We start from the raw sequence: 21,236 nt of genomic DNA on the forward strand, positions 1-21,236 counted from the left end.
TGGGTTTGGTATAGTAAAAATCAAGGTGGGGATATGCTAATTGAGCCTTGGCACTGGCTGATTTTGGGGTTAGTGCTGATTATTCTTGAACTATTCTTGACCAGTTTTGTGAGTTTATCGATTGGTGTGGCAGCGATTGTGGTAGCCGCTTTGTCATGGCTATTACCGTTTAGCTGGTTTTTTTGGCTGATGGTATGGCTGATACTGTCGGTGATTTTTACTATCATTGGCTTTAAATTTATCAAGCCGTATATGCAAAATCGCACCACAGCAGGATTGGGTTCGGGGGTTATCATCGGGGAAACAGGCATGATTATTCAAAGTCCGCAAGCAGATAAATTGGGCAAGATTCGTTTTAGTGTGCCAATTTTTGGGGCGGATGAATGGGTGTGTCGTAGCTACCAAAGCGCACCGCTAGCAGTTGGCGATAGAGCGATAGTCGTGGATGTTATTGGAAATGAGTTGCTTGTAGAATCCACCAAGCATCAATAAGCATTAGTAAGCATCAATAAAGGAATTGTCATGGAAGCGTTGAGCGGTATTGGTATTTTTTTGGTCGCCTTTGTGCTATTTACCCTTTATAAAGGGGTAAAAATCGTACCACAAGGGTTTAAATGGATTGTACAGCGTTTGGGTAAGTACCATCAGACCTTAGAGCCTGGGTTGAATTTTATCATTCCTTATGTCGATAACGTGGCATATAAAGTAACCACCAAAGACATAGTGCTAGATATTCCATCGCAAGAGGTCATCACCCGTGATAACGTCGTGATTATCGCCAATGCGGTGGCGTATATCAATATCGTGCATCCAGAGCGCGCCGTATATGGTATTGAAGATTATGAGCAGGGCATTCGTAATTTGGTACAAACCTCACTGCGTTCTATCATTGGTGATATGGATTTTGACAGTGCGTTATCATCGCGCGACCAAATCAAAGCCGCGCTAAAAATGTCCATTTCTGATGATATTGCCGATTGGGGAATTACCCTAAAAACCGTGGAAATCCAAGATATTAGCCCATCACCTACCATGCAAATGGCGATGGAAGAACAGGCGGCTGCGGAGCGTCAACGCCGTGCTACAGTGACCAAAGCGGATGGGCAACGCCAAGCAGCGATTGCAGAAGCTGATGGACGTCTTGAGGCGTCACGGCGTGATGCCGAAGCGCAAGTGGTACTGGCACGAGGCAGTGAGCAATCAATTCGCTTGATTAGTGAAGCGGTGGGCGAGCGCGAAATTCCCCTGCTATATCTACTAGGTGAGCAGTACATCAAAGCCATGACTGATATGTCAAAATCACCGAATGCCAAAACCGTGGTACTGCCTGCTGATATCTTAAATACCGTGCGCGGTATGATGGGGGAAGTGGGCGATAAAATCCACCGTCCTTAACATTGGGCGTGACTCATCTGCTAATTAAAACGCTGACTGAAACCGCATCACCTTGCGGTTTTTTATTCGCCAAAATTGGGTAATCATGACATTTTAGGATATACAGTATGCGTGAAATGAAAAATTTACTATTGGTACTACATACCCCATCAGATAATACCCAGCGATTAGCAGAAGTTGCAAAATCCGCCACACAGCTAGCGGATATTGATAACGTCACCGTGATTGTTAAAACACCGTTACAAACCCAAGTGGAAGATGTGTTAAAAGCGGATGCCATTATCATTGGCACAACCGAAAATTTTGGTTATATGGCGGGGCTGACCAAGGATTTTTTTGAGCGAATTTATTACCCGGTGCTTGAGCAAAAACAAGGACTGCCTGTGGCGTGTTATATCCGTGCTGGGCTTGACGGTACAGGTAGCAAACGCGCGGTAGAGAGTATCGTCACAGGATTGCGTTGGCGCTGGATACAACCGCCTTTAGTATTAAAAGGTGAATGGTCAAGCGCATTTGATGAGCAAGTCGCTGAGCTTACCATGGCAGTCTGTGCAGGTTTATCATTGAATATTTTATAACGGCTTTAGCATGATTTCCGAGTAAATTACTCAAGTTTTTTTCCGCGTGATTATCAAGTTTGTTATAATATCAACAATTTCACATTGTATGACACGCTGTAAGGATAGTTATGACCCGTAAGCCTGAACTTTTATGCCCTGCTGGCACTTTTCGTAATATGCAATATGCGTTTGCCTATGGCGCAGATGCCGTCTATGCGGGACAAGCACGTTATAGCTTGCGGGTGCGCAATAATGATTTTGATGAGGAAAATCTTGCCAAAGGGATTGCCTACGCCCATTCACTCGGCAAGCATTTTTATGTCGTGGTCAATATCCAAGCGCATAATGCCAAGCTTAAAACTTTTATCGAAGACATCCGCCCTGTGATTGAGATGAAACCCGATGCGCTGATTATGTCAGATGCTGGGATGATTATGATGGTACGTGAAGCCTTTCCAGAGCAGGTGATTCACCTATCGGTGCAGGCGAACGCGGTGAACTGGGCAACGGTCAAGTTTTGGAAACAAATGGGCGTCAGCCGCGTGATTTTGAGTCGCGAGCTGTCACTCAAAGAAATCGAGCAAATCATCGCTGAAGTGCCCGATATGGAAATTGAGGTGTTTGTGCATGGGGCACTTTGTATGGCGTATTCGGGTCGTTGTTTGCTCTCTGGGTATATCAATAAACGCGATGCCAACCAAGGCACTTGTACCAATGCCTGTCGCTGGTCATACAACACCTATAAAGCAGAAGAAAACGAAACGGGCGATATCGTGCCAACACAGCCTATCACGCAGCCTATCAGCCAAGCTATCAATAGCCCAGAGGTTTTTGTGCCTACTCAAGCCACGCAAGAAGATGCCATTCAAACTATCAATCTAAATGGTGATGTGGTGATGGGCGATGACTATGTACAGCAGCCATCAGATGAAGTGGTACTGATTGAAGAACAAGGTCGCCCAGGCGAATTGATGGCGATGTTTGAAGATGAACATGGCACTTATATTATGAATTCTAAGGACTTACGTGCTGTTGAGCTAGTGCCTGAGCTGACCCATATGGGCGTACACTCACTCAAAATCGAAGGCCGTACCAAGTCGCATTATTACGTGGCGCGCACCGCGCAAGTGTACCGCCAAGCGATTGATGATGCCGCCGCTGGTAAGCCATTTGATACAGGCTTAATCACCGCACTCGATGGGCTCGCCAATCGCGGCTATACCGAAGGTTTTTTACGTCGCCACGTGCACAGTGATTACCAAAACTATGAATATGGGTCATCAAAAACCGATCATCAGCAGTTTGTTGCCGAGATTAGCGACATTACCCCAACGCGCTTAACCTTGGTAATTAAGAACAAATTAATGGTGGGTGATACCATCGAAATCATGACGCCGCAGGGTAATTTGAGCTACCCACTCAAAGAAATGTGGAATAAACAAGGTGAGCCAATTGATGGCGCTTTAGGCTCTGGCTGGGTGTGTCAAATCGCCAATCCGTTTAAAGAGATGCAGGATGATGTGTTGCAATTTGCGCTAATCATGAAAAGCGTCAGTGAGCCAATTTTTACCTAAGTTGGTCTTGTTGTCACGGTATCAGGCATTAGGTTAAGGAATTTTTGTGGTTCACTCATACCAGCAAAATAAATCAGACACCATTTCAACGATTGTTGAAGCGGTGAATGTTGAAGCATTGCAGGATTCCCTAGCACTTCGCCGTAATGTGTTTATCCAAGGATATTTATCACAGGATTTTAAAGCCATTGAGACGACTTTGGCGGACAACTTTCGGTTCGTTAACGGTAAAGCAATCCACAATCGCGACAGCTGGCATGAGATTTTACATAACTTATGGCAATCTCGAGACTGGCAGTCTCAACCGCTATTGCCTGACCGTGTTCGCTATCACTTTTTCTCACTCACCGAATGTATGATCACTTTGTATTATAAGCATGAACCGCTGGCAAATGTCATGCAGGAATTGTGGATGCAAGATAACAATGTATGGCGCCTAAGTGCGGTGTCAATCGTTAATCGCTAAAGGTTTTAATTGCTAAGGTAAAAACAGACTACAAGACATGGCACTAAAAATCACTTCCGACTGTATAAATTGCGACATTTGTGAGCCCGAATGCCCAAATGAAGCCATTAGCTATGACAATAAAGTACAAAAAACCTACGTCATCAATCCTGACTTGTGCACCGAATGCATCGGGTTCTATGATGAGCCAACCTGCGATAAAGTCTGTCCGATTGACTGCATCATCAAAGACGATGAGCGCCCTGAATCGCCCGAACAGCTGCTTGCAAAATATAAGCAAATTTGGCAAAAATAATACTAACAAAAAGTTGCGGTAAATGTTGCCAAAACATTTTACTATAAGTTAATCAATTTTTTTTGAAGTGATTACTGGCATTTTTTATCAAAAACAACATTTAAAGTGACATTTAAAGTAAAGTGACATTCATGTTTAAAAAAAATAGCAAAGCGACTGACTCTCAAGCACAACAATCGAAGCGCTCAGCACAGCCTCGCAAACAAAAAAACAAAGCTAAAAAGCGTCACGTTGTCGCGAAACTCATTGGCGTCGGTGTGACAGCCACAGCGGCAACGGGCGCAACTGCTGTCTTAGGCAGTTATGGCGCATGGCAATATGCCAAGCAGCAATATAAAACGCGCCGTTTGTATACCCCTGCATTTAGCGGGGTTGTCACTAATCAGCATTTTAAAGGTAAGGTGCACAAAGTCGGTGAGTATTTAACCTTTGTCACCGATGGCGCTACCTATGCGCTCAATGATCCATTACTGCGTATTCAATCACTGTATCAGTCCAATAAAACACCTACTGACAATCAAGCCAGTCATCAAACCAAGCTTATGGATCAGGTGCACTGTGATGACGTCACTATTGTTGCCGAACTCAGTGAAAAAGGACATTATGGCTATTTAGGGCATTTGGACTATCAGTTAACTGTGGTCGACACCGCAGATGATGCCATGAATTTTTAATGGCGTTTTTTTAATAGAGTATAGTATAGCATTCGTGACATACGAATGATTGTAACCACCCAAGTTGAACCATCATCAAAGGAGCTGAAGATGACAACAAAATTTATCCCAAAACCCTATCGTATCGAGCGCAATGACTGCCAAGCCATGCTGATTGATATACAAGAAAAACTTGCGCCCCATATTGCCGAACATCGAAAATTACTCAAAAAAACAGCGATTTTGATTCAAGGTCTACAAGCGCTTAATGTGCCTATTATGGTTAATGAGCAATATCCCAAAGGACTGGGGTCTACCTTACCAGAGTTGACGCAGTTACTATCTGAAAAAAATACCCCAGTGTTTGAAAAAACCACCTTTAGCGCCTGTGATACGCCAACCTCTTGGCATCATATCGCCCAGCAAAATCGCAACAATGTGATTTTATTTGGTACAGAAGCTCATGTCTGTGTCATGCAGACGGCGTTAGATTTACTCGATAACGGTATGCAGCCCATCATTATCACCGATGCGGTGGGCTCGCGAGACCTGTATGACCGTAAAATTGCGATTCGTCGTATGCGCCGTGCCGGTGCCGTCGTCACCACCACCGAAGCGATTTTATTTGAGCTGTGTCGTAGCTCAGAAGATCCCGCGTTTAAAACGATTTCAGCGCTAGTCAAGTGAATACGACTCAGACCATGCATGATTAAGAGGTATTTGATGCAACCACTTATTGATTATCTGTTGGCATTGGATGCCTTAAAATCAGTCAACCGCCGCAACTATACCACCCAACTGTCTAAAGACACGCCACGCCGTCTTGAAAATTCTGCCGAGCATTCATGGCATTTGGCGATGGCGTGTTGGGCAGTCGCGCAGCATTTCAAACTGGATGTCAATCATGAAAAACTGCTTAAACTGGCATTAGTTCATGACTTGGGCGAAATTGAGGCGGGTGACACATTCTTATATGCTGATAAACGCTCGCAGGCGCATGTTGATGAGCGTATCGGCGTTGAAAAACTGGCAGCGATGACTGGCAACCCCGTTTCAGAATTGTTAACGCTGTGGGATGAGCAAGAAATAGGTCATAGTGCTGAAAGCAAACTACTTAAAGTAGTGGATAGGCTATTGCCCTTTATGCTTAATATGGTGACAGATGGCGGTGCGTGGACAGACCATCAGGTCAAGCGCTCCCAAGTCCAAGCTGCCCAATCATTTATCAGCGAGGACTTTCCCATCATTCACGACTGGATAACCGAGCAAATTGCCATTGCGGTACAACAGGGTTGGTTGATTGAAGATTAAATGCTGCAGATGGTCATATGATTAAAAAATTAGCGATGGCTTTAGGATTGGCTTTAGGTCTTATGGGTATTACCCATGCAGAAGTTTACAAGCTAGACCCAAAATCAACCCAATGCTATCTTTTTAGCCACGATAAATTACAGCAAAAACTCGCTTGCAATATGACAGCCACCGCTGCCGCGGGCAAAGTTTGGTGGACGAAGCGAAATTTTAAGCTAGCCAATGGCAAAACTATCAAAACATTTGCCAAAGACACCCAGCGTAAATACCTATCCAAAACCGATAAAATTTTGATGCCTTTTACTTCAGAGCTAGACAGGGGTGATGACCAAATTAGCATTGCCACCATTAACGATCAACCTGCAATTCGTCAAAACCGCTGGCTAAAAGATTACCGTGTGATGAATTGGGAAGAATTTTGGGGCAATCATACTGAATTATTGCCTAATCAAATGACAGACAGGTTGGCGTGTTTACAATTAGAGAATAAGTCTTTCGAGATTTGCACCCCTTACAACCACAATGATTTTCGTACCGATTAAGCCAAATAAAAAACTAAGCCAAATAAAAAACGTGCCACATAGGCACGTTTGTTTAACTCGCTATTTTTAAAATCACTAACAGTTAAACAATCTCTGGCGATTGGTTATCATTAATCACTGCCTCATTGACTGTGACGGTTTTGCCGGGTGTCATTGAAGGCAGTTCATACATGGTATCGAGCAGCGCGTTTTCAACAATGGAGCGTAGACCACGCGCGCCGGTACGACGCTTTAGCGCTTGTTTGGCAATCGCAACTAGCGCATCATCGGTAAACGATAACCTCGCATTTTCCATCTCAAACAAGTATTCGTATTGTTTGACCAGCGCATTTTTTGGCTCGGTTAAGATTTTTACCAATGCTTCTTCATCCAGTTCTTCTAATGTCGCCACCACAGGCAGACGACCAATTAACTCTGGAATCAGACCAAATTTAATCAAATCTTCTGGCTCGACTTGCTTGAACAATTCACCGGTTTTTTTGCCGCTGTCTTTGGCTTTTACCTCAGCGTTAAAACCGATACCGGTTTTTTCGGTACGCTGTTGAATGACATTGTCGAGACCAGCAAACGCACCGCCACAAATCACCAAGATATTACTGGTATCGACCTGAATCATCTCTTGGTTTGGGTGCTTACGACCACCTTGCGGTGGAATATTGGCAACCGTACCTTCAATCAGTTTCAACAGCGCTTGCTGTACGCCTTCACCTGACACGTCACGGGTAATCGAAGGGTTTTCGCTTTTACGGCTGATTTTATCAATTTCATCGATATAGATAATGCCTTTTTGCGCTCTCTCGACATCAAACTCTGCCGCTTGCAACAGTTTTTGTACGATGTTTTCCACGTCTTCACCGACATAACCTGCTTCGGTCAGGGTAGTCGCATCGGCGAGCGCAAAGGGGACATCAAGTAGGCGGGCAAGGGTCTGCGCCAGTAAGGTTTTACCAGAGCCAGTTGGACCAATCAGCAAAATATTACTTTTTGATAGCTCAACCATCGCATCATCGGCGCCAAGTGTTGTCAATGCTTTATCTTCACGCAGTTTTTCACTGACCTTTAAGCGTTTGTAGTGGTTGTAAACCGCTACCGCCAAAGTTTTTTTGGCTTTATCTTGACCGATAACATACTCATCTAAGTGGCTGCGGATTTCTTTGGGGGTTGGCAATTTGCGCGCTGCCCAGTTTTCGCGCTCATCGGTATCACTACCGTCGCTGCCCGATGACTTTGATTCGGCGATTAAATCATCGCACAGTTCAATACACTCATTACAGATATTGGCGTCTTGACCTGCAATTAGCTTTTTGACTTCATGTTTGGCTTTACCACAAAACGAGCAGTGTGGCTCAATGTCATTTTTTGACATAAAAAAACGCTCCTAAAATTATGCTTGTCTTAATTGCTTGGTGAATGTGTAACCTATTAAGCAACGCTTGGACGTTTTTCTAACACTTCATCAATCAGACCGTATTCTTTGGCTTCTTGGGCATCTAGCCAATAGTCACGCTCGACATCAAGGGCGATTTTCTCAAGTGGCTGACCGGTACGTTCTGCCAAGATTTTATTCAAGCGTTCACGGATTTTTAGGATTTCACGCGCATTGATTTCAATATCAGTCGCTTGACCTTGTGCCCCACCTGACGGTTGGTGAATCATCACACGCGCATTGGCTAAGGCATAGCGTTTACCTTTTTCACCCGCTGCCAGTAGGAATGAACCCATGCTATAAGCACCGCCCATACAAATCGTTGACACTTGTGGCTGGATAAAGTTCATGGTGTCAAACACGGCAAGACCTGCACTCACAGAGCCACCTGGTGAATTAATGTATAAGTGAATGTCTTTTTCTGGATTTTCCGCTTCTAGGAACAACAACTGGGCGACAATTAAATTCGCCATGTGGTCTTCAACTTGACCGGCTAAGAACACCACACGCTCACGCAATAAGCGTGAATAGATGTCAAATGAGCGCTCACCGCGAGCCGATTGCTCGACCACCATAGGTACTAAAGCACTTTGTGGTGACAACACGTCACGGGTTACGGTATTTTGGATTTGACTCGTCGCGAAAGGCGAGTCCAAGAATTTTTCTAACATGTTATTGTCCTTTTTAAATATGCAAAAGCCCTTATCGTTTATAAGGGCAATTGGCATAAAAACAAGTTACTAAGCTGACTAATTACTAAGCTGACTAAAAATAAATTCTTAAATGCCTAAGCTTAAATACCTAAGCTTAAATGCCTAAGAATGGATTGAGCCAATTATTACATCATTGCTTGTTGTTGGCTAGCCAGTAAGTCTTGGTAAGATACTTCCCTGTCAGTTACTTTACCTTGAGACAAGATATGATCAACCACTTGGTCTTCTAACACCACCGCTTCGATGTTGGCACGTTCCTGCGCATTGTTGGTGTAATAGTCGATAACTTCGTTTGGATCTTCGTAGTTTTCTGCCATTTCATTGATATATGTGGTCACACGTTCTTGGTCAACTTCAAGTTTATTTGACTCAATCAGACTCGAAACGATGATACCAAGGCGGGCAGCGCGCAGGGCTTGCTCTTCAAATAATTCGTTTGGTAGCATGTCTTTGTTAAAAGTTTTAGGATCGGCACCAAATTGCTGGGCAAAACGGTTTAACATCATACTACGTTGGCGATCGATTTCTTGCTCAAGCATCGATGCAGGTACGTCGATTTCATTTTTTTCAAGTAGGGCGTTAAATGCCGCTTCTTTCACTTGGTTACGGGCAGCGCTTTTTACTTCGCGCTCCATGTTTTTACGCACGTCTGCTTTAAGTTTGTCTAAGCCGCCTTCTGTTACCCCAAATGCTTCAAGGAACTCATCGTTTAATTCTGGTAATTGTGATTGCTCAACTGATTTGACGTTGATTTTGAACTGTGCTTGTTTACCTTGTAGGTTTTCGGCTGGGTAATCTTCTGGGAACGTCACGTCGATGGTTTTTTCTTCGCCTGCTTTCATGCCTTTGATACCATCTTCAAAACCTGGAATCATACGGCCACTGCCTAGTACTAGGCTAAAGTCTTGCGCGCTACCACCTTCAAATTTTTCACCGTCGATTGAACCTTCAAAGTCAAACTTGACTTGGTCGCCTTCATCTGCGGCATCGTCTTTGGCAACGTAAGTTTGGCGTTGTTTTTGTAGGTTTTCAATCATGGTGTCAACATCTGCGTCGCCCACGTTGGCAACTTGACGCTCAACTTCGATGTCTGATAACCCTTGAACTTCTACTTCTGGGAATACTTCAACCGTTGCTTGATAAACCAAAAAGTCGTTTTCAAGTTTCACGTCATCAATGTTTGGCATACCCACAGCGCGGATGTTTTCTTGACGAATCGCATCAAATACGGTATCGCGAATCACATCATTGATCACTTCCTGTTGGATACCTGCGCCATATTGGGCGCGAATGTGTGATACAGGCACTTTACCTTTACGGAAACCATCGATTTTAGCGGTTTTTGCCACTTGGTTGATGCGTTTTTCCACACGACCTTGAATGGTTGACACAGGTACTTTAACCGTGAGTTGGGTTTCAAGGTTTGATTTTTTGTTGGTAGTTACTTCTAAGTTAGTAACTGTTGAATCTGACACATTTGAATTTGACATAACAAAACCTTCCATAAAATATCAAAAAAGAGCAGCGTGGGTGCCACTCATAAAGGTAAATAGCGATAAGTTATCAGGCTTTTAAGGTGATTGAAAAAAGCCTATAAAATACGCAATCCAAAATCTGTTGGTTAACGCATGCTAAAAGGCAAAAATTAACCGAAAGTGGTATAGTATAAATTAATCATCTAGTAAAGTAAAAAAATTGTTGCTGTAAAATCTCTGTATTGACTACCTTAGCAGTCACACCCTGTCTATCTGCAAGAGCGTGAGTTGAAAACCTTTACTTCATCAATTGCATTAGCAGTTGCTGCATCGCTTGCCCGCGATGACTGATGCGGTTTTTATCGGCCTTGTGCATCTCGGCAGCGCTTTTTTGTAAGCTAGGTAGCCAAAATAGCGGGTCATAACCAAAACCAAGCTCACCTTGCGGGGCGGGCAAGATTTCACCTTGCCAAATCCCTTGGGCAATGATGGGTAGCGGGTCATCGGCATGGTGCACGAGTGCCAACACGCAAACAAACTGCCCGATAATCGGCTCATTCGTATGTCTGTGGGGTTCCAGCAGCCGCAATAATTTTTGGTTATTGGCTAAGTCTTTATGCTGGCTAAAGCTGGCTTCATCTTGGGCAAAACGCGCAGAATAAATTCCGGGTTGACCGCCCAAGATAGGTACACATAAACCCGAATCATCAGCAATCGCAGGCAGTCCGCTAATATGGCTGGCATGGCGGGCTTTAATCAGCGCATTTTCAATAAAACTAAGTCCATCTTCGACTGCGTCCTCGATGCCCAATTGCCCTTGTGGGATGACTGTTATTTCAAGATTGGCTTGTTCAAATAATTGCTTGAATTCCGCGAGTTTGCCTTGGTTATTACTGGCGAGGACTAACTGGCGGGTAGGAAATAGTTGATTAAGGATAGAAACTGACATACAGACCCACTGTGTGTATTTTGCATAAAAAACTTGACCTTATCATAGCATAGTTAACAGTGGCTCGCGCTGCAAATACTCACATTGCAAAAGCCTTATACCAAACCACTACAGTTTTTTTTGAATAATTTGCTATCATCAAATAGCAAGTAACGGGTTAAAAATCAGCTTATTAGCATGCACTCATTGATTTTTACCCCACAAGATAATAAATCCCCACTATAGAAACGGTTAAATTTTACCAATTTTTATGGCAAAATAACCCATGTGTTATGAGGATATTATCAAGGCTAATGATAGCAAGGTTAATAAACAAAGCTAACGATAGTAAAATTGGTGAGCGTTTTTAACCCTTGATAAAGCTTGATGAAGCATAGATAAATAACATAAACTAAATAACATCAACCCAGCCAACTTGCCATTTTGGATATGGTTTTGATATATGCGCTTTTAATACAAAGCTTTTATCACACAAATGGCATGTGGTTACTTTTATCATAAAGTCATCACAACAATAGCGAAGGAAAAAGGAAAATAATATGTCACACATTACATTACCAGATTTACCATACGCCAAAAATGGGCTTGAGCCACATATCAGTGCAGAAACCCTAGAATTTCATCATGACAAACACCATGCAGCGTATGTCAACAAACTAAATGAGCTACTACCAGGTTCAGGTCTTGAAGGTAAAGAGCTGGATGAAATCATCAAAGCCACCGCAGGTGATAGCAGCAAAGCGACCATCTTTAACCAAGCGGCGCAGGTTTGGAACCACACTTTCTATTGGAACTGCTTGACAGCCAATGGTGGCGGTGAACCAACAGGCGATCTAAAAGCCAAAATCGAAGAAGCGTTTGGTTCGTATGCAAAATTCCGTGAAGAATTCAAAAACGCGGCTGTAAGCCAATTTGGTTCAGGTTGGGCATGGTTAGTGGCTGACAGCGTGGGTGGTCAATTATCAATCACCAAAACGGCAAACGCAGACACCCCATTAGCCCATAACCAAGTTGCGGTATTGACTTGTGACGTGTGGGAGCATGCTTACTACATCGACTACCGTAATCGTCGTCCAGACTACGTTGACACCTTCCTAGATAAACTTGTCAACTGGGATTACGCAAACGCCAAATACAAAGGTCAACCAGCTGGCGTAGAAAAATAATCGCCTATCTTGGCTTCTTTAAGCCTTTTAATTTTTTAAAAAAGCCGAATCAACTTCGGCTTTTTTTATTATTTTTTTTTATTAATAGGCACTAAAAGTAAACGTTATTAATTCTATAGCAAGCCTTTCGTTGTTTGCCACATTGGTGCTAATTAACCTATCGCAAGCAGATTACCAACGTGCAATTTACGGTTGACCCACCTATCAATCTACTTATCAGCCAAACTTATTGTTTAAATAAAAAATATAGACAAAAAAAGGCGAGTATTCAATGACTCGCCTAATTTATTTGCACATTTGTGGTAAAGATAAAGCAGTGTTAAGAAACTTGTACAGGAATCACGTTGGCAGTGTCTTTAACGATATTACCTTCATCAAGGTAAACCAAGCGTGGATGATGGTTGTCGGCTTCTTTCTCATCCATTTGCGCGTAAGCAGCGATAATTACCACATCGCCTAAATCCGCCATGTGAGCGGCTGCCCCGTTTAGCGAAATCATTTTTGAGCCTGCTTCTGCACGAATCGCATAGGTGCGAAAACGTTTACCGTTGTTGACATTGTAAATGTCGATTGATTCGTTCTCACGGATGCCCGCCAAGTCGAGTAACTCGCTATCAATGCCACATGAACCTTCGTAGTGAAGCTCACAATGGGTCACACGCGCACGGTGAAGTTTGGCTTTTAATAGGGTTAATAACATGATCGTTCCTTACCTTGTCAGGTTAACGCGATGCGCGTCATTGTGGTAAAAGTGAGCAGGCTAGTCATGAGAGGCTATTAACCAACTCGATAAAAGTTAAACATGATTGAAATATCAGGTGAGAAATTCATCCATCTTGCAATCAATATATGGAAGGAAAATAAAAGTTCAAGGATAGACCCTAAGATTTATCAATCTTGTCCTTTGGTTAACGTTAGGCATTAGGTAGTTTAAAACTATTGATGGCTTGCTGGGCTTTGGCTAAGTCACCTGTCACCAAATCGGGCAGGGTACGCATGGCAGCGTCTAGCATACTGTCAAATGCGATTTGCTCATCAGCGGTCGGTTTGCCAAGCACATAACCCGATACTTTGGACTTATGTCCTGGATGACCAATCCCCAAACGTAAACGGTGAAAATCCGCGCCGATATGTGGCACGATATCACGCAGTCCATTATGACCGCCATGACCACCGCCTGTTTTTAAGCGCATACGACCCACATCAAGGTCAAGCTCATCATGAACAATCAGCAGTTCGTCATTGTGGATGCCATAAAAATTTACCATCGGTACCACCGCTTCCCCTGATTTATTCATAAAAGTATGCGGTAACAATAAACGTATATCCATGCCATATACTACGCCACGCCCAACCAAACCATGAAATTTTTTATCCAACGTCATGGTAATATTAAACATCTCGCTTAGACGCTCCACAAACCAAAAGCCAGCATTATGCCGTGTTTGGGCATACTGCTGACCTGGGTTGCCAAGTCCGACAATCAGTTTCAGTTTTGACACGCTGATTATTCCAACTTAAGCGGCAAATGATAAATGATTATTCATCATCAGATTTTGGGGCATCATGGGTATCATCTTGTGCTTGAAGCTTACGTGCTTCTTCGTCACCTTCAGGATCACGAGTACCCGCAGCTTCTTCATTTGCTTCTGGCTCGATTGGCTCTTCAACTTCCACCGTTGGCGCTTGCATAGTAGCCACGGTACGGTTAAACGGTTCAGTCACTTCAAGCTCACGAATGGCAACGCCTTCAGGTAACTGGATATCTAACAAGTGAATCGAATCACCGACGTTCATGCCAGATACATCGACTGTCAAGTATTCTGGGATTTTTGAAGGAATAGCAGTGATTTCAAGTTCAGTGGCATTCGATACAAAGATACCGCCTGCTTTATGACCTGGTGCATCTTCAGCGCCTACATAGTGTACAGGAACAGTGATGTGCATCGCTTGACCACGGACGATACGTTGGAAGTCAGCGTGCATTGGGGTGTTTTTGGCTGGATGACGTTGTAGTGCTTTAATCACCACTTCTTCCGTACCTTGACCTTCTACGTTGATGGTCAAAATGTGAGAGAAGAAACTTTCTGTTTCAAGTGATTTAATCAATTCATTGTAACGGATAGCAATAGAGGCTGGCTCTTTGTCCGCACCGTATACGATTGCTGGTACTAGGTTTTGTTTACGAAGGCGGCGGCTCGCACCTTTACCTTGTAACTCGTCGCCACGTACGACAGCGTTTAATTCAAAAGTTTGGTTACTCATGGGAGTTTCCTTGGGTTAGGCTAGTCAGGGATGCCTTGTCAGTATGATTTGGCTGTTTGCCTTTACTTACAACGCTCTGCTTATAAAAATTAGCAAGTAACTAGCGAGTGAAAAAAAGCATAAATTTGCGACCAATTTATGCGTTATACGCCATTTTTCAAAAAAATAGCAAAACTTTAACAATTATTTTGTAAATAGCAAGTTAATAATAGCAACATGGGCGTAGCCGATAAGCCCGCATTCCACATGCTGGCTAACATTGCCTAAAATTACCTACATAATGTCAAACATCGCACTCAATGATTCTTCATTGTTGATACGACGTAGCGCTTCAGCCAGCATAGGCGCAATGGTCACTTGGCGAATTTTGCCCGTGTTTTTTGCGGCATCTGACAGTGGGATAGTATCGGTTACGACAAGTTCATCAAGCACTGACGCGGCAATTGTTTGGATGGCTTTACCTGACAATACGGGGTGGGTGATGTAACCCACCACACGGCGCGCGCCACGTTCTTTTAATGCGGCAGCGGCTTTACACAGGGTACCTGCGGTATCCACCATATCATCAATAATCACGCAATCGCGGTCTTTAACATCACCGATAATATGCATCACTTCTGATTCGTTGGCTTTGGCGCGGCGTTTATCAATAATTGCCATATCGGCATCGCCTAACTGTTTTGCCATTGCACGGGCACGAACCACACCGCCTACGTCAGGGGATACTACCATCAAGTTATCGTATTTTTGCTCACGTAAATCTTTAAATAAAACCGGCGTACCGTAAATATTGTCTACAGGGATATCAAAAAAACCTTGAATCTGGTCTGAGTGCAAATCCACGGTAACAACACGGTCAATGCTCACAATATTGAGCATATCAGCGACCACTTTTGCTGAGATAGGTACACGCGCTGAGCGAGGACGACGGTCTTGACGCGCATAACCAAAATAGGGCATCACTGCCGTAATACGACCTGCACTGGCACGGCGCAAGGCATCTGCCATTACCATGATTTCCATCAAATTGTCATTGGTCGGTGAGCAAGTTGATTGTAGGATAAAGACGTCTTTACCACGTACATTCTCTTGGATTTCAACCGCGACTTCACCATCCGAAAAACGCGTCACATCGGCACGTCCTAGCGGAATATGTAAGTGATTGGTGACATTTTTTGCCAATTCTGGATGGGCATTTCCGGTAAAAATCGCCAAATAAGGCATATGCGAGTCCTATTTTTCTAGACCAACGACGGTTTCATCAAACAAAAAAACTCATCAACTAACTTTTACAATTAGGATGAGAAAAACGTCATTACGTCAACTACTAAAAATGGGTTAGTAAAGAAAATGGCAGGGGTAGCTGGACTCGAACCAACGAATGCCAGGATCAAAACCTGGTGCCTTACCAACTTGGCGATACCCCTGTGACGGTGCGAACTATACCGATTTTAGGCGATTTTGTCAATGTAAAATGTCTTGAACAGCGCAGATTTTATGACAAAATTTTTACTACGTGAGGCACAAGAAAATCTGTACATCTTTGAATATGGCAGGGGTAGCTGGACTCGAACCAACGGATGCCAGGATCAAAACCTGGTGCCTTACCAACTTGGCGATACCCCTATATTGGAAGCGATATTTTAACCAAAAAACATAAAATTGCAAGCTTTTTTTGGGCATAAACATCAAAATTTTTGCAATTGTTGATTTTCCAAAATTTTGTTACAGCGTATGCACCCAATACGCCTGAAAAGGTGAGGACTGCAGACCGTGTTTAATGCTATTTTTATCAACATCGCTAGGTACTGGCAAAAACACACAGCTCCCTGAGCCCGTCATGCGCGGTGTGGTGTGGGTGTTGGCGGCAAGCGTCATTAAAACATTCATCGCGGCGTTGACGTCTGCAGATAAGGCACATACTACAGGTTCAAAAACATTGGTAAAGCCATCGGTTAACTCATTGGTAAAGGCATGGCAATGGCTTTTTAAATAGTCATGAGAAAGGCTTGCGCAATCCCGTTTTAACAGCGGATGGACGAAAAGTTCAGCCGTGCTGATATGGGCATCGGGTTTTAGCAATAAAAATTGCTGCGCAGGCAAGTCAATCGGCGTTAAAATCTCACCAATGCCTTCAGCAATGGCATCTTTGCCAAAAATAAATATCGGTACATCCGCGCCCAGTTTTGCGCCAATGAGGCGTAGCTGCTCATTTCTCAATCCCAGTCGCCATAAGGTATTGAGCGTCATCAGGGCTGTCGCACAATTAGACGAACCCCCGCCCAAGCCTGCCCCCATCGGAATGTGTTTATCGAGGTGAATATCAACAATCGGTAATTGGGCGATTTGCGAGTCACTCAAAATTTGATGATTTTTGGCAAAGGCTAATAAGGCAATGGCCGCTTTAATAATCAGATTGTCGGCAGGGGTGTCGGTGACGTGCTCGGCATTGGTCAGGGTGACGGGCAAGTTGTCGCCAATGGTTTTATCCGTATGACTAAAAGTGAGCGTATCGTACAAATCTATCAGCCGAAATACGGTTTGTAGATTGTGATAGCCGTCGGGGCGTTTACCGGTAATATGTAAAAATAGATTGATTTTGGCAGGGGATTGTTGGGTAAGGGTCGGCATATTTTTATAATGAGTGACAGGTTTGCTCGAAATTTTAACACATCAATTTGCATTGAAGTTCATTGAAAGGATAAAAATCGGCTGTGCTATAATGCCTTTCCTTTTTGATTCGATGTTCAAATTTAAAAAATGTCTCAACTTAAACCTTTTCTAAAATGGGCTGGCGGTAAATCACAACTCATCGGTGATATACAAGCACGTTTGCCAAATTATACAGCCAATCAAGATTTCTGTATGATTGAGCCATTTCTAGGTGGGGGTGCGGTCAGTTTTTGGGCATTATCTAACTTAAAGTATCTAAAAAAACTTATTATTAATGACTTTAATGAAGATTTAATAAATGTCTATCAGGTTATCAAGGCAGATGTTCAACAGTTAATGATTGAGTTAGATAACTTGCAAAAAGATTATGATAAGTTGTTAGATAAAGATGCAAAAACGCCTTATTTTTATGCTAAACGTGCAAGTTTCAATCAAAGAAATCTTGATCCAGTGAAGCAAGCCAGTTTATTTATATTTTTGAATAAAGCCAGTTTTAATGGGCTATATCGAGTTAATAAAAAAAATCAGTTTAATGTGCCAATAGGTAGTTATAAAAGACCCGTTTTTTTGGATAAAGCATTATTACTTGCAGTCTCTGACGCGTTGCAAAAAGTCGTGATTTTACAGGGTGACTACGAGCAAACGCTTAAAGCGCTACCAAACAACTTACCTTGCTGGTTTTATCTTGATCCACCTTATCGCCCGATTAGCGAAACAGCAAGTTTTACTGCGTATTCTCATCAAGTTTTTGATGACAGTGAGCAACGTCGGCTGCATGAGTTTTGCCAGAAAATTGATAAGTTGGGGCATCAGTTTTTATTAAGTAATTCTGACCCAAAGATGCACAGTGAGTATGATGATTTTTTTGATAATCTTTATCAAGATTTTAATATAGAGCGAGTAACCGCTAATCGTGCTATTGGGGCAAAATCAACCAGTCGTCAAGCCGTCAATGAATTGTTAATACGGAATTATTAATTATGGATAGTCAATTGTTTGCAGATGAACATTTTGAGAAGTTCATTGAGACACTAAATTTAAAAGGTATCACTCAGTTTGATTATTTTGTGAACTGGGGAAAGGTGTTTAAAAATATTACCCCAATCGAAAAAGAGCTGAATTTGTTAAACACTGCCATTGGTAAAGAAGATATCGAAGCGGCATTGTTCGATATTCTTAAGACTTATCCGAAGACAATTAAGACAGTACCCACTCTTTTGGCAATTCGAGATAAATCAGTTGAAGTTTTGATTGATAGCACGGCTTTTATTTATAAAAATTTTGACTTCAATTTAAAAGAAGTCACAGATGAAAAAATTCACGATGTGGTAAATCTCTTGATTGAGAGTGGTTTTGCGGAATTGATCAAAACCAAGCAAATTAAAAGTATCCCTGACTATTGTATTGGTGTAGAAGTTGGACTTGATTCCAACGGTCGAAAAAATCGTGGTGGTACATCGATGGAAAAACTCGTTGAATCCTTTGTCGCCATATTTTGTCATGAACATAATTTAGCTTATTTGGCTCAAGCCAACGCCAAAAAGATTAAAGAAGTTTGGGGCATCGATATTGCTGTTGATAAATCTTCGAGAATCATCGATTTTGTAATCAAAAAAGATGCGCAGTTATTTTTTATCGAGTGCAATTTTTATGGCGGTGGTGGCTCAAAGTTAAAATCCACCGCAACTGAATATATCGAAATGAGCCGCTTTTGGCAGGCTCAAGAGGTTACTTTTATTTGGGTGACTGATGGGAAAGGTTGGCTGAAAACTAAAAATCCATTAAAAGACTATTTTGAACGCAACAATATTTTGCTCAATATTGAAATGTTAAAAGATGATTATTTGGGTAAAATTTTATTCCCAAACAATCTTATTAAGTAAGTCAGCAACATTAAAAAAGTAGTCCGATTGATTATCTCGAATATATTGCAACGGGTCTTTATATTTAGGCTTATCAAACCATTCGCTTAGTAAGTAATAAAAATGAACTTGTTTTCCTAAAGGGGTAAACATTTTTTGATATTGCTGGGTTTTAAAAGGAAAAGTTGTCAGTTTCTCATCAACTGACCCGCCTGTATTTTGAAACTTTTTCTCTATGATATAACATGACTTTTGGGTAATTAATACATCATCAGGCAATAATTGAGAGCTAATAAAATCTTGCCAATTTATTTGATTAAGCAATAAGTAATTCTTGTACAAGCCATACTTAGAAAAATGTTCAGCGACCAAAATATTTTTCAAATAAATTTTATTATTTACCGTATGAAAATTAGGTAGAGCATCAATCACTGTCAAAAGATTCATGTCTCTTTCAAAGGTTAGACCATTAATATTGGTTTGTGCCCCACCGCCAAAACTATTAGGCTGTCTTGCCATTATTTATCCTTAAATTCAAATAATTCACTTAACGACAAATCAAACGCGTTAGCAAAAATCTCAATATTGATTAGTGCAGGATTTCGCTCGCCACGTTCGACCATCCCAATATAGTTACGATGAAACCCTGTCAGTTCTGCTAACTGCTCTTGACTGAGGTTTTTAGCTTTACGCAGTTGGCGAATTTTTTGCCCAAACTTGATTAAAATGTCATTTTCCATTGCGTTATTCTCACTCATTGTTTAAAATAAACTACACACAATAAGTGTTATTTTGGGATTATTGACATGCATGTTGCTTACAAGTTCAATGATGATTGTGAATGGCTAGCGGATGAAGGCATCAAAGGCAAAATTGTGAATACCTTGCGAATGCTTAGCTTGGATAGTCGATTAGAAAACCAGACGGTTTTCATTCCTGATGGTTGTGAAAATATGGGTTTTTTAGAAGGGAGTTATGATATCGCGTCAATGTTGCACTTTATTGCGGATATGATGGAATGATTTTTTATCAATCAGAACTACAGGACTTCACGCTGTTGCAAGGCGATAGTTTGCACATCCTACCAACTATCCATGATAAATCTATCAATATGATTTTTGCCGACCCGCCCTATTTTTTATCCAATGACGGGTTAACGGTAAAAAATGGCATGGTGCAATCTGTCAATAAGGGCGAATGGGATAAATTTAGTGATGATAATGAAGTCTATATTTTTACTTATGATTGGCTAAGCCAAGCAAAGCGAATGTTGGCAGATAATGGCACGATTTGGATGAGTGGAACCCACCACAATATTTTTACGCTAGGGCGAGTATTATCACAACTCAATTTTAAAATCTTAAACATGATAACTTGGGAAAAACCCAATCCACCGCCAAATTTTTCTTGTCGCTATTTCACCTATTCAACTGAATGGATAATCTGGGCAAGAAAAACCCCAAAAATTCCGCATTACTTTGATTATGAATTAATGAAGTCGCTCAATGGTGACAAACAAATGAAAGACGTTTGGCGACTGCCTGCGGTATCAAGTTGGGAAAAGCAATTTGGCAAACATCCTACGCAAAAACCGTTAGGATTGTTGTCAAGGATTGTTTTGGCGTCTACCAAAGCTAATGATCTCGTGCTTGACCCATTTACAGGCTCATCGACAACAGGTATTGCTGCCAATTTATTTGGTAGAAAATTTATCGGAGTTGACCAAGATAGTCATTTTTTAACCTTAAGCAAAAATCGCTATCTTGGGTTGGATGAAAAATCACGCCAATATTTTAAAGAGAGAGTAAAACAACAGATTAGCTTATAGCTTTCATTATTTTCGGCTCTTGAATCGGCAGATTGAGCACAGCAGCCAAGGCAGCCAGTGCCATATCGGCATACCACATATAC

Annotated in this window: 26 protein-coding genes and 2 tRNA genes; 15 read left to right on the plus strand and 13 right to left on the minus strand. The window is 42.2% G+C overall.

The genetic code is table 11. The features are described from left to right. The first annotated feature begins 33 nt into the window (after window positions 1–33). The 10 genes from RT084_RS07250 (at window position 34) to RT084_RS07295 (ending at window position 6,796) form a co-directional block, all read left to right on the plus strand. A complete protein-coding gene (locus RT084_RS07250) occupies window positions 34–492 on the plus strand; it encodes an NfeD family protein (protein ID WP_007117261.1) in 459 nt (152 codons plus the stop codon). 30 nt (window positions 493–522) lie between these two features. Continuing rightward, on the plus strand, window positions 523–1,395 hold the full coding sequence (locus tag RT084_RS07255) for an SPFH domain-containing protein (protein ID WP_050324924.1): 873 nt from the start codon (window positions 523–525) through the stop codon (window positions 1,393–1,395). A 107-nt stretch (window positions 1,396–1,502) separates the two neighbouring features. Then, window positions 1,503–1,973 carry a flavodoxin family protein gene (locus tag RT084_RS07260; protein ID WP_082168271.1) on the plus strand — a complete coding sequence of 157 codons (471 nt, stop codon included), beginning with the start codon at window positions 1,503–1,505 and terminating at the stop codon, window positions 1,971–1,973. Window positions 1,974–2,083: 110 nt separating this feature from the next. Further along, entirely contained in the window at window positions 2,084–3,529 is a 1,446-nt protein-coding gene (trhP, locus tag RT084_RS07265; RefSeq protein ID WP_313098756.1) for a prephenate-dependent tRNA uridine(34) hydroxylase TrhP, read from the plus strand. A gap of 46 nt (window positions 3,530–3,575) precedes the next feature. Beyond that, window positions 3,576–3,995: a hypothetical protein gene (locus tag RT084_RS07270; protein ID WP_095356728.1), complete on the plus strand. Its 420-nt coding sequence runs from the start codon at window positions 3,576–3,578 to the stop codon at window positions 3,993–3,995. Between the two features lie 37 nt (window positions 3,996–4,032). Next, window positions 4,033–4,290: a YfhL family 4Fe-4S dicluster ferredoxin gene (locus RT084_RS07275; RefSeq protein WP_007117256.1), complete on the plus strand. Its 258-nt coding sequence runs from the start codon at window positions 4,033–4,035 to the stop codon at window positions 4,288–4,290. A gap of 131 nt (window positions 4,291–4,421) precedes the next feature. Continuing rightward, window positions 4,422–4,964, plus strand: a complete 543-nt coding sequence (locus tag RT084_RS07280; RefSeq protein WP_312539725.1) for a hypothetical protein — start codon at window positions 4,422–4,424, stop codon at window positions 4,962–4,964. A gap of 90 nt (window positions 4,965–5,054) precedes the next feature. Next, on the plus strand, window positions 5,055–5,630 hold the full coding sequence (locus RT084_RS07285; protein WP_203171364.1) for a hydrolase: 576 nt from the start codon (window positions 5,055–5,057) through the stop codon (window positions 5,628–5,630). A 36-nt stretch (window positions 5,631–5,666) separates the two neighbouring features. Next, a complete protein-coding gene (locus tag RT084_RS07290) occupies window positions 5,667–6,254 on the plus strand; it encodes an HD domain-containing protein (protein ID WP_313098765.1) in 588 nt (195 codons plus the stop codon). Window positions 6,255–6,271: 17 nt separating this feature from the next. Further along, window positions 6,272–6,796 (plus strand): hypothetical protein, encoded by a 525-nt coding sequence (locus RT084_RS07295; protein WP_313098768.1) that lies wholly within the window; start codon window positions 6,272–6,274, stop codon window positions 6,794–6,796. Between the two features lie 82 nt (window positions 6,797–6,878). On the opposite strand, the gene clpX is transcribed toward RT084_RS07295, so the two are convergent. The 4 genes from clpX to rdgB all read right to left on the minus strand — a co-directional run bounded on the left by clpX (window position 6,879) and on the right by rdgB (window position 11,359). Further along, window positions 6,879–8,162: an ATP-dependent protease ATP-binding subunit ClpX gene (clpX, locus tag RT084_RS07300; protein ID WP_313098771.1), complete on the minus strand. Its 1,284-nt coding sequence runs from the start codon at window positions 8,160–8,162 to the stop codon at window positions 6,879–6,881. 56 nt (window positions 8,163–8,218) lie between these two features. Further along, window positions 8,219–8,893 carry an ATP-dependent Clp endopeptidase proteolytic subunit ClpP gene (clpP, locus tag RT084_RS07305; protein ID WP_313098774.1) on the minus strand — a complete coding sequence of 225 codons (675 nt, stop codon included), beginning with the start codon at window positions 8,891–8,893 and terminating at the stop codon, window positions 8,219–8,221. Between the two features lie 167 nt (window positions 8,894–9,060). Next, window positions 9,061–10,425 (minus strand): trigger factor, encoded by a 1,365-nt coding sequence (tig, locus tag RT084_RS07310; RefSeq protein WP_313098778.1) that lies wholly within the window; start codon window positions 10,423–10,425, stop codon window positions 9,061–9,063. A gap of 283 nt (window positions 10,426–10,708) precedes the next feature. After that, window positions 10,709–11,359 carry an RdgB/HAM1 family non-canonical purine NTP pyrophosphatase gene (rdgB, locus tag RT084_RS07315; RefSeq protein ID WP_099833395.1) on the minus strand — a complete coding sequence of 217 codons (651 nt, stop codon included), beginning with the start codon at window positions 11,357–11,359 and terminating at the stop codon, window positions 10,709–10,711. A gap of 539 nt (window positions 11,360–11,898) precedes the next feature. Here rdgB and RT084_RS07320 point away from each other — a divergent pair. Next, window positions 11,899–12,525 carry a superoxide dismutase gene (locus RT084_RS07320; RefSeq protein WP_313098783.1) on the plus strand — a complete coding sequence of 209 codons (627 nt, stop codon included), beginning with the start codon at window positions 11,899–11,901 and terminating at the stop codon, window positions 12,523–12,525. Window positions 12,526–12,844: 319 nt separating this feature from the next. Here the strand turns inward: RT084_RS07320 and panD are convergent, their stop codons facing one another. From panD to ispE, 7 genes are all read right to left on the minus strand, one after another. Then, a complete protein-coding gene (gene panD / locus RT084_RS07325) occupies window positions 12,845–13,225 on the minus strand; it encodes an aspartate 1-decarboxylase (RefSeq protein WP_036589204.1) in 381 nt (126 codons plus the stop codon). 214 nt (window positions 13,226–13,439) lie between these two features. Next, window positions 13,440–14,027 carry an aminoacyl-tRNA hydrolase gene (pth, locus tag RT084_RS07330; protein ID WP_312383685.1) on the minus strand — a complete coding sequence of 196 codons (588 nt, stop codon included), beginning with the start codon at window positions 14,025–14,027 and terminating at the stop codon, window positions 13,440–13,442. 37 nt (window positions 14,028–14,064) lie between these two features. Continuing rightward, window positions 14,065–14,790 carry a 50S ribosomal protein L25/general stress protein Ctc gene (locus RT084_RS07335; RefSeq protein WP_007117245.1) on the minus strand — a complete coding sequence of 242 codons (726 nt, stop codon included), beginning with the start codon at window positions 14,788–14,790 and terminating at the stop codon, window positions 14,065–14,067. Window positions 14,791–15,063: 273 nt separating this feature from the next. Next, window positions 15,064–16,014 carry a ribose-phosphate pyrophosphokinase gene (locus RT084_RS07340; RefSeq protein ID WP_007117244.1) on the minus strand — a complete coding sequence of 317 codons (951 nt, stop codon included), beginning with the start codon at window positions 16,012–16,014 and terminating at the stop codon, window positions 15,064–15,066. Between the two features lie 127 nt (window positions 16,015–16,141). Beyond that, window positions 16,142–16,217 (minus strand) — tRNA-Gln (locus tag RT084_RS07345). A 123-nt stretch (window positions 16,218–16,340) separates the two neighbouring features. Further along, window positions 16,341–16,416, minus strand: a tRNA-Gln gene (locus RT084_RS07350). Window positions 16,417–16,515: 99 nt separating this feature from the next. Further along, window positions 16,516–17,421 (minus strand): 4-(cytidine 5'-diphospho)-2-C-methyl-D-erythritol kinase, encoded by a 906-nt coding sequence (ispE, locus tag RT084_RS07355; RefSeq protein ID WP_313098797.1) that lies wholly within the window; start codon window positions 17,419–17,421, stop codon window positions 16,516–16,518. A 129-nt stretch (window positions 17,422–17,550) separates the two neighbouring features. On the opposite strand from ispE, the gene RT084_RS07360 reads away from it, so the two are divergent. Beyond that, entirely contained in the window at window positions 17,551–18,441 is an 891-nt protein-coding gene (locus RT084_RS07360) for a DNA adenine methylase (protein WP_313098801.1), read from the plus strand. A gap of 2 nt (window positions 18,442–18,443) precedes the next feature. Beyond that, window positions 18,444–19,346 (plus strand): type II restriction endonuclease, encoded by a 903-nt coding sequence (locus RT084_RS07365; protein WP_312383690.1) that lies wholly within the window; start codon window positions 18,444–18,446, stop codon window positions 19,344–19,346. On the opposite strand, the gene RT084_RS07370 is transcribed toward RT084_RS07365, so the two are convergent. Together RT084_RS07370 and RT084_RS07375 are read right to left on the minus strand one after the other, a co-directional pair. Next, window positions 19,320–19,844, minus strand: a complete 525-nt coding sequence (locus tag RT084_RS07370; RefSeq protein ID WP_076775013.1) for a hypothetical protein — start codon at window positions 19,842–19,844, stop codon at window positions 19,320–19,322. The genes RT084_RS07365 and RT084_RS07370 overlap by 27 nt on opposite strands. Continuing rightward, the gene (locus RT084_RS07375) at window positions 19,844–20,065 is read right to left on the minus strand and encodes a helix-turn-helix domain-containing protein (RefSeq protein WP_076775015.1); all 222 of its coding nucleotides are present in this window, start codon (window positions 20,063–20,065) and stop codon (window positions 19,844–19,846) included. Before RT084_RS07375 ends, RT084_RS07370 begins: the two co-directional genes overlap by 1 nt. A 66-nt stretch (window positions 20,066–20,131) precedes the next feature. Between RT084_RS07375 and RT084_RS07380 the strand changes: the two genes are divergently transcribed. After that, window positions 20,132–20,347, plus strand: a complete 216-nt coding sequence (locus tag RT084_RS07380) for a hypothetical protein (protein WP_036596632.1) — start codon at window positions 20,132–20,134, stop codon at window positions 20,345–20,347. Then, entirely contained in the window at window positions 20,344–21,153 is an 810-nt protein-coding gene (locus tag RT084_RS07385; protein ID WP_313098808.1) for a DNA-methyltransferase, read from the plus strand. Before RT084_RS07380 ends, RT084_RS07385 begins: the two co-directional genes overlap by 4 nt. The last annotated feature ends 83 nt before the right edge of the window (window positions 21,154–21,236 follow it).

The sequence above is a fragment of the Moraxella sp. CTOTU48717 genome (assembly GCF_032057165.1).
Classification (GTDB): domain Bacteria; phylum Pseudomonadota; class Gammaproteobacteria; order Pseudomonadales; family Moraxellaceae; genus Faucicola; species Faucicola tetraodonis.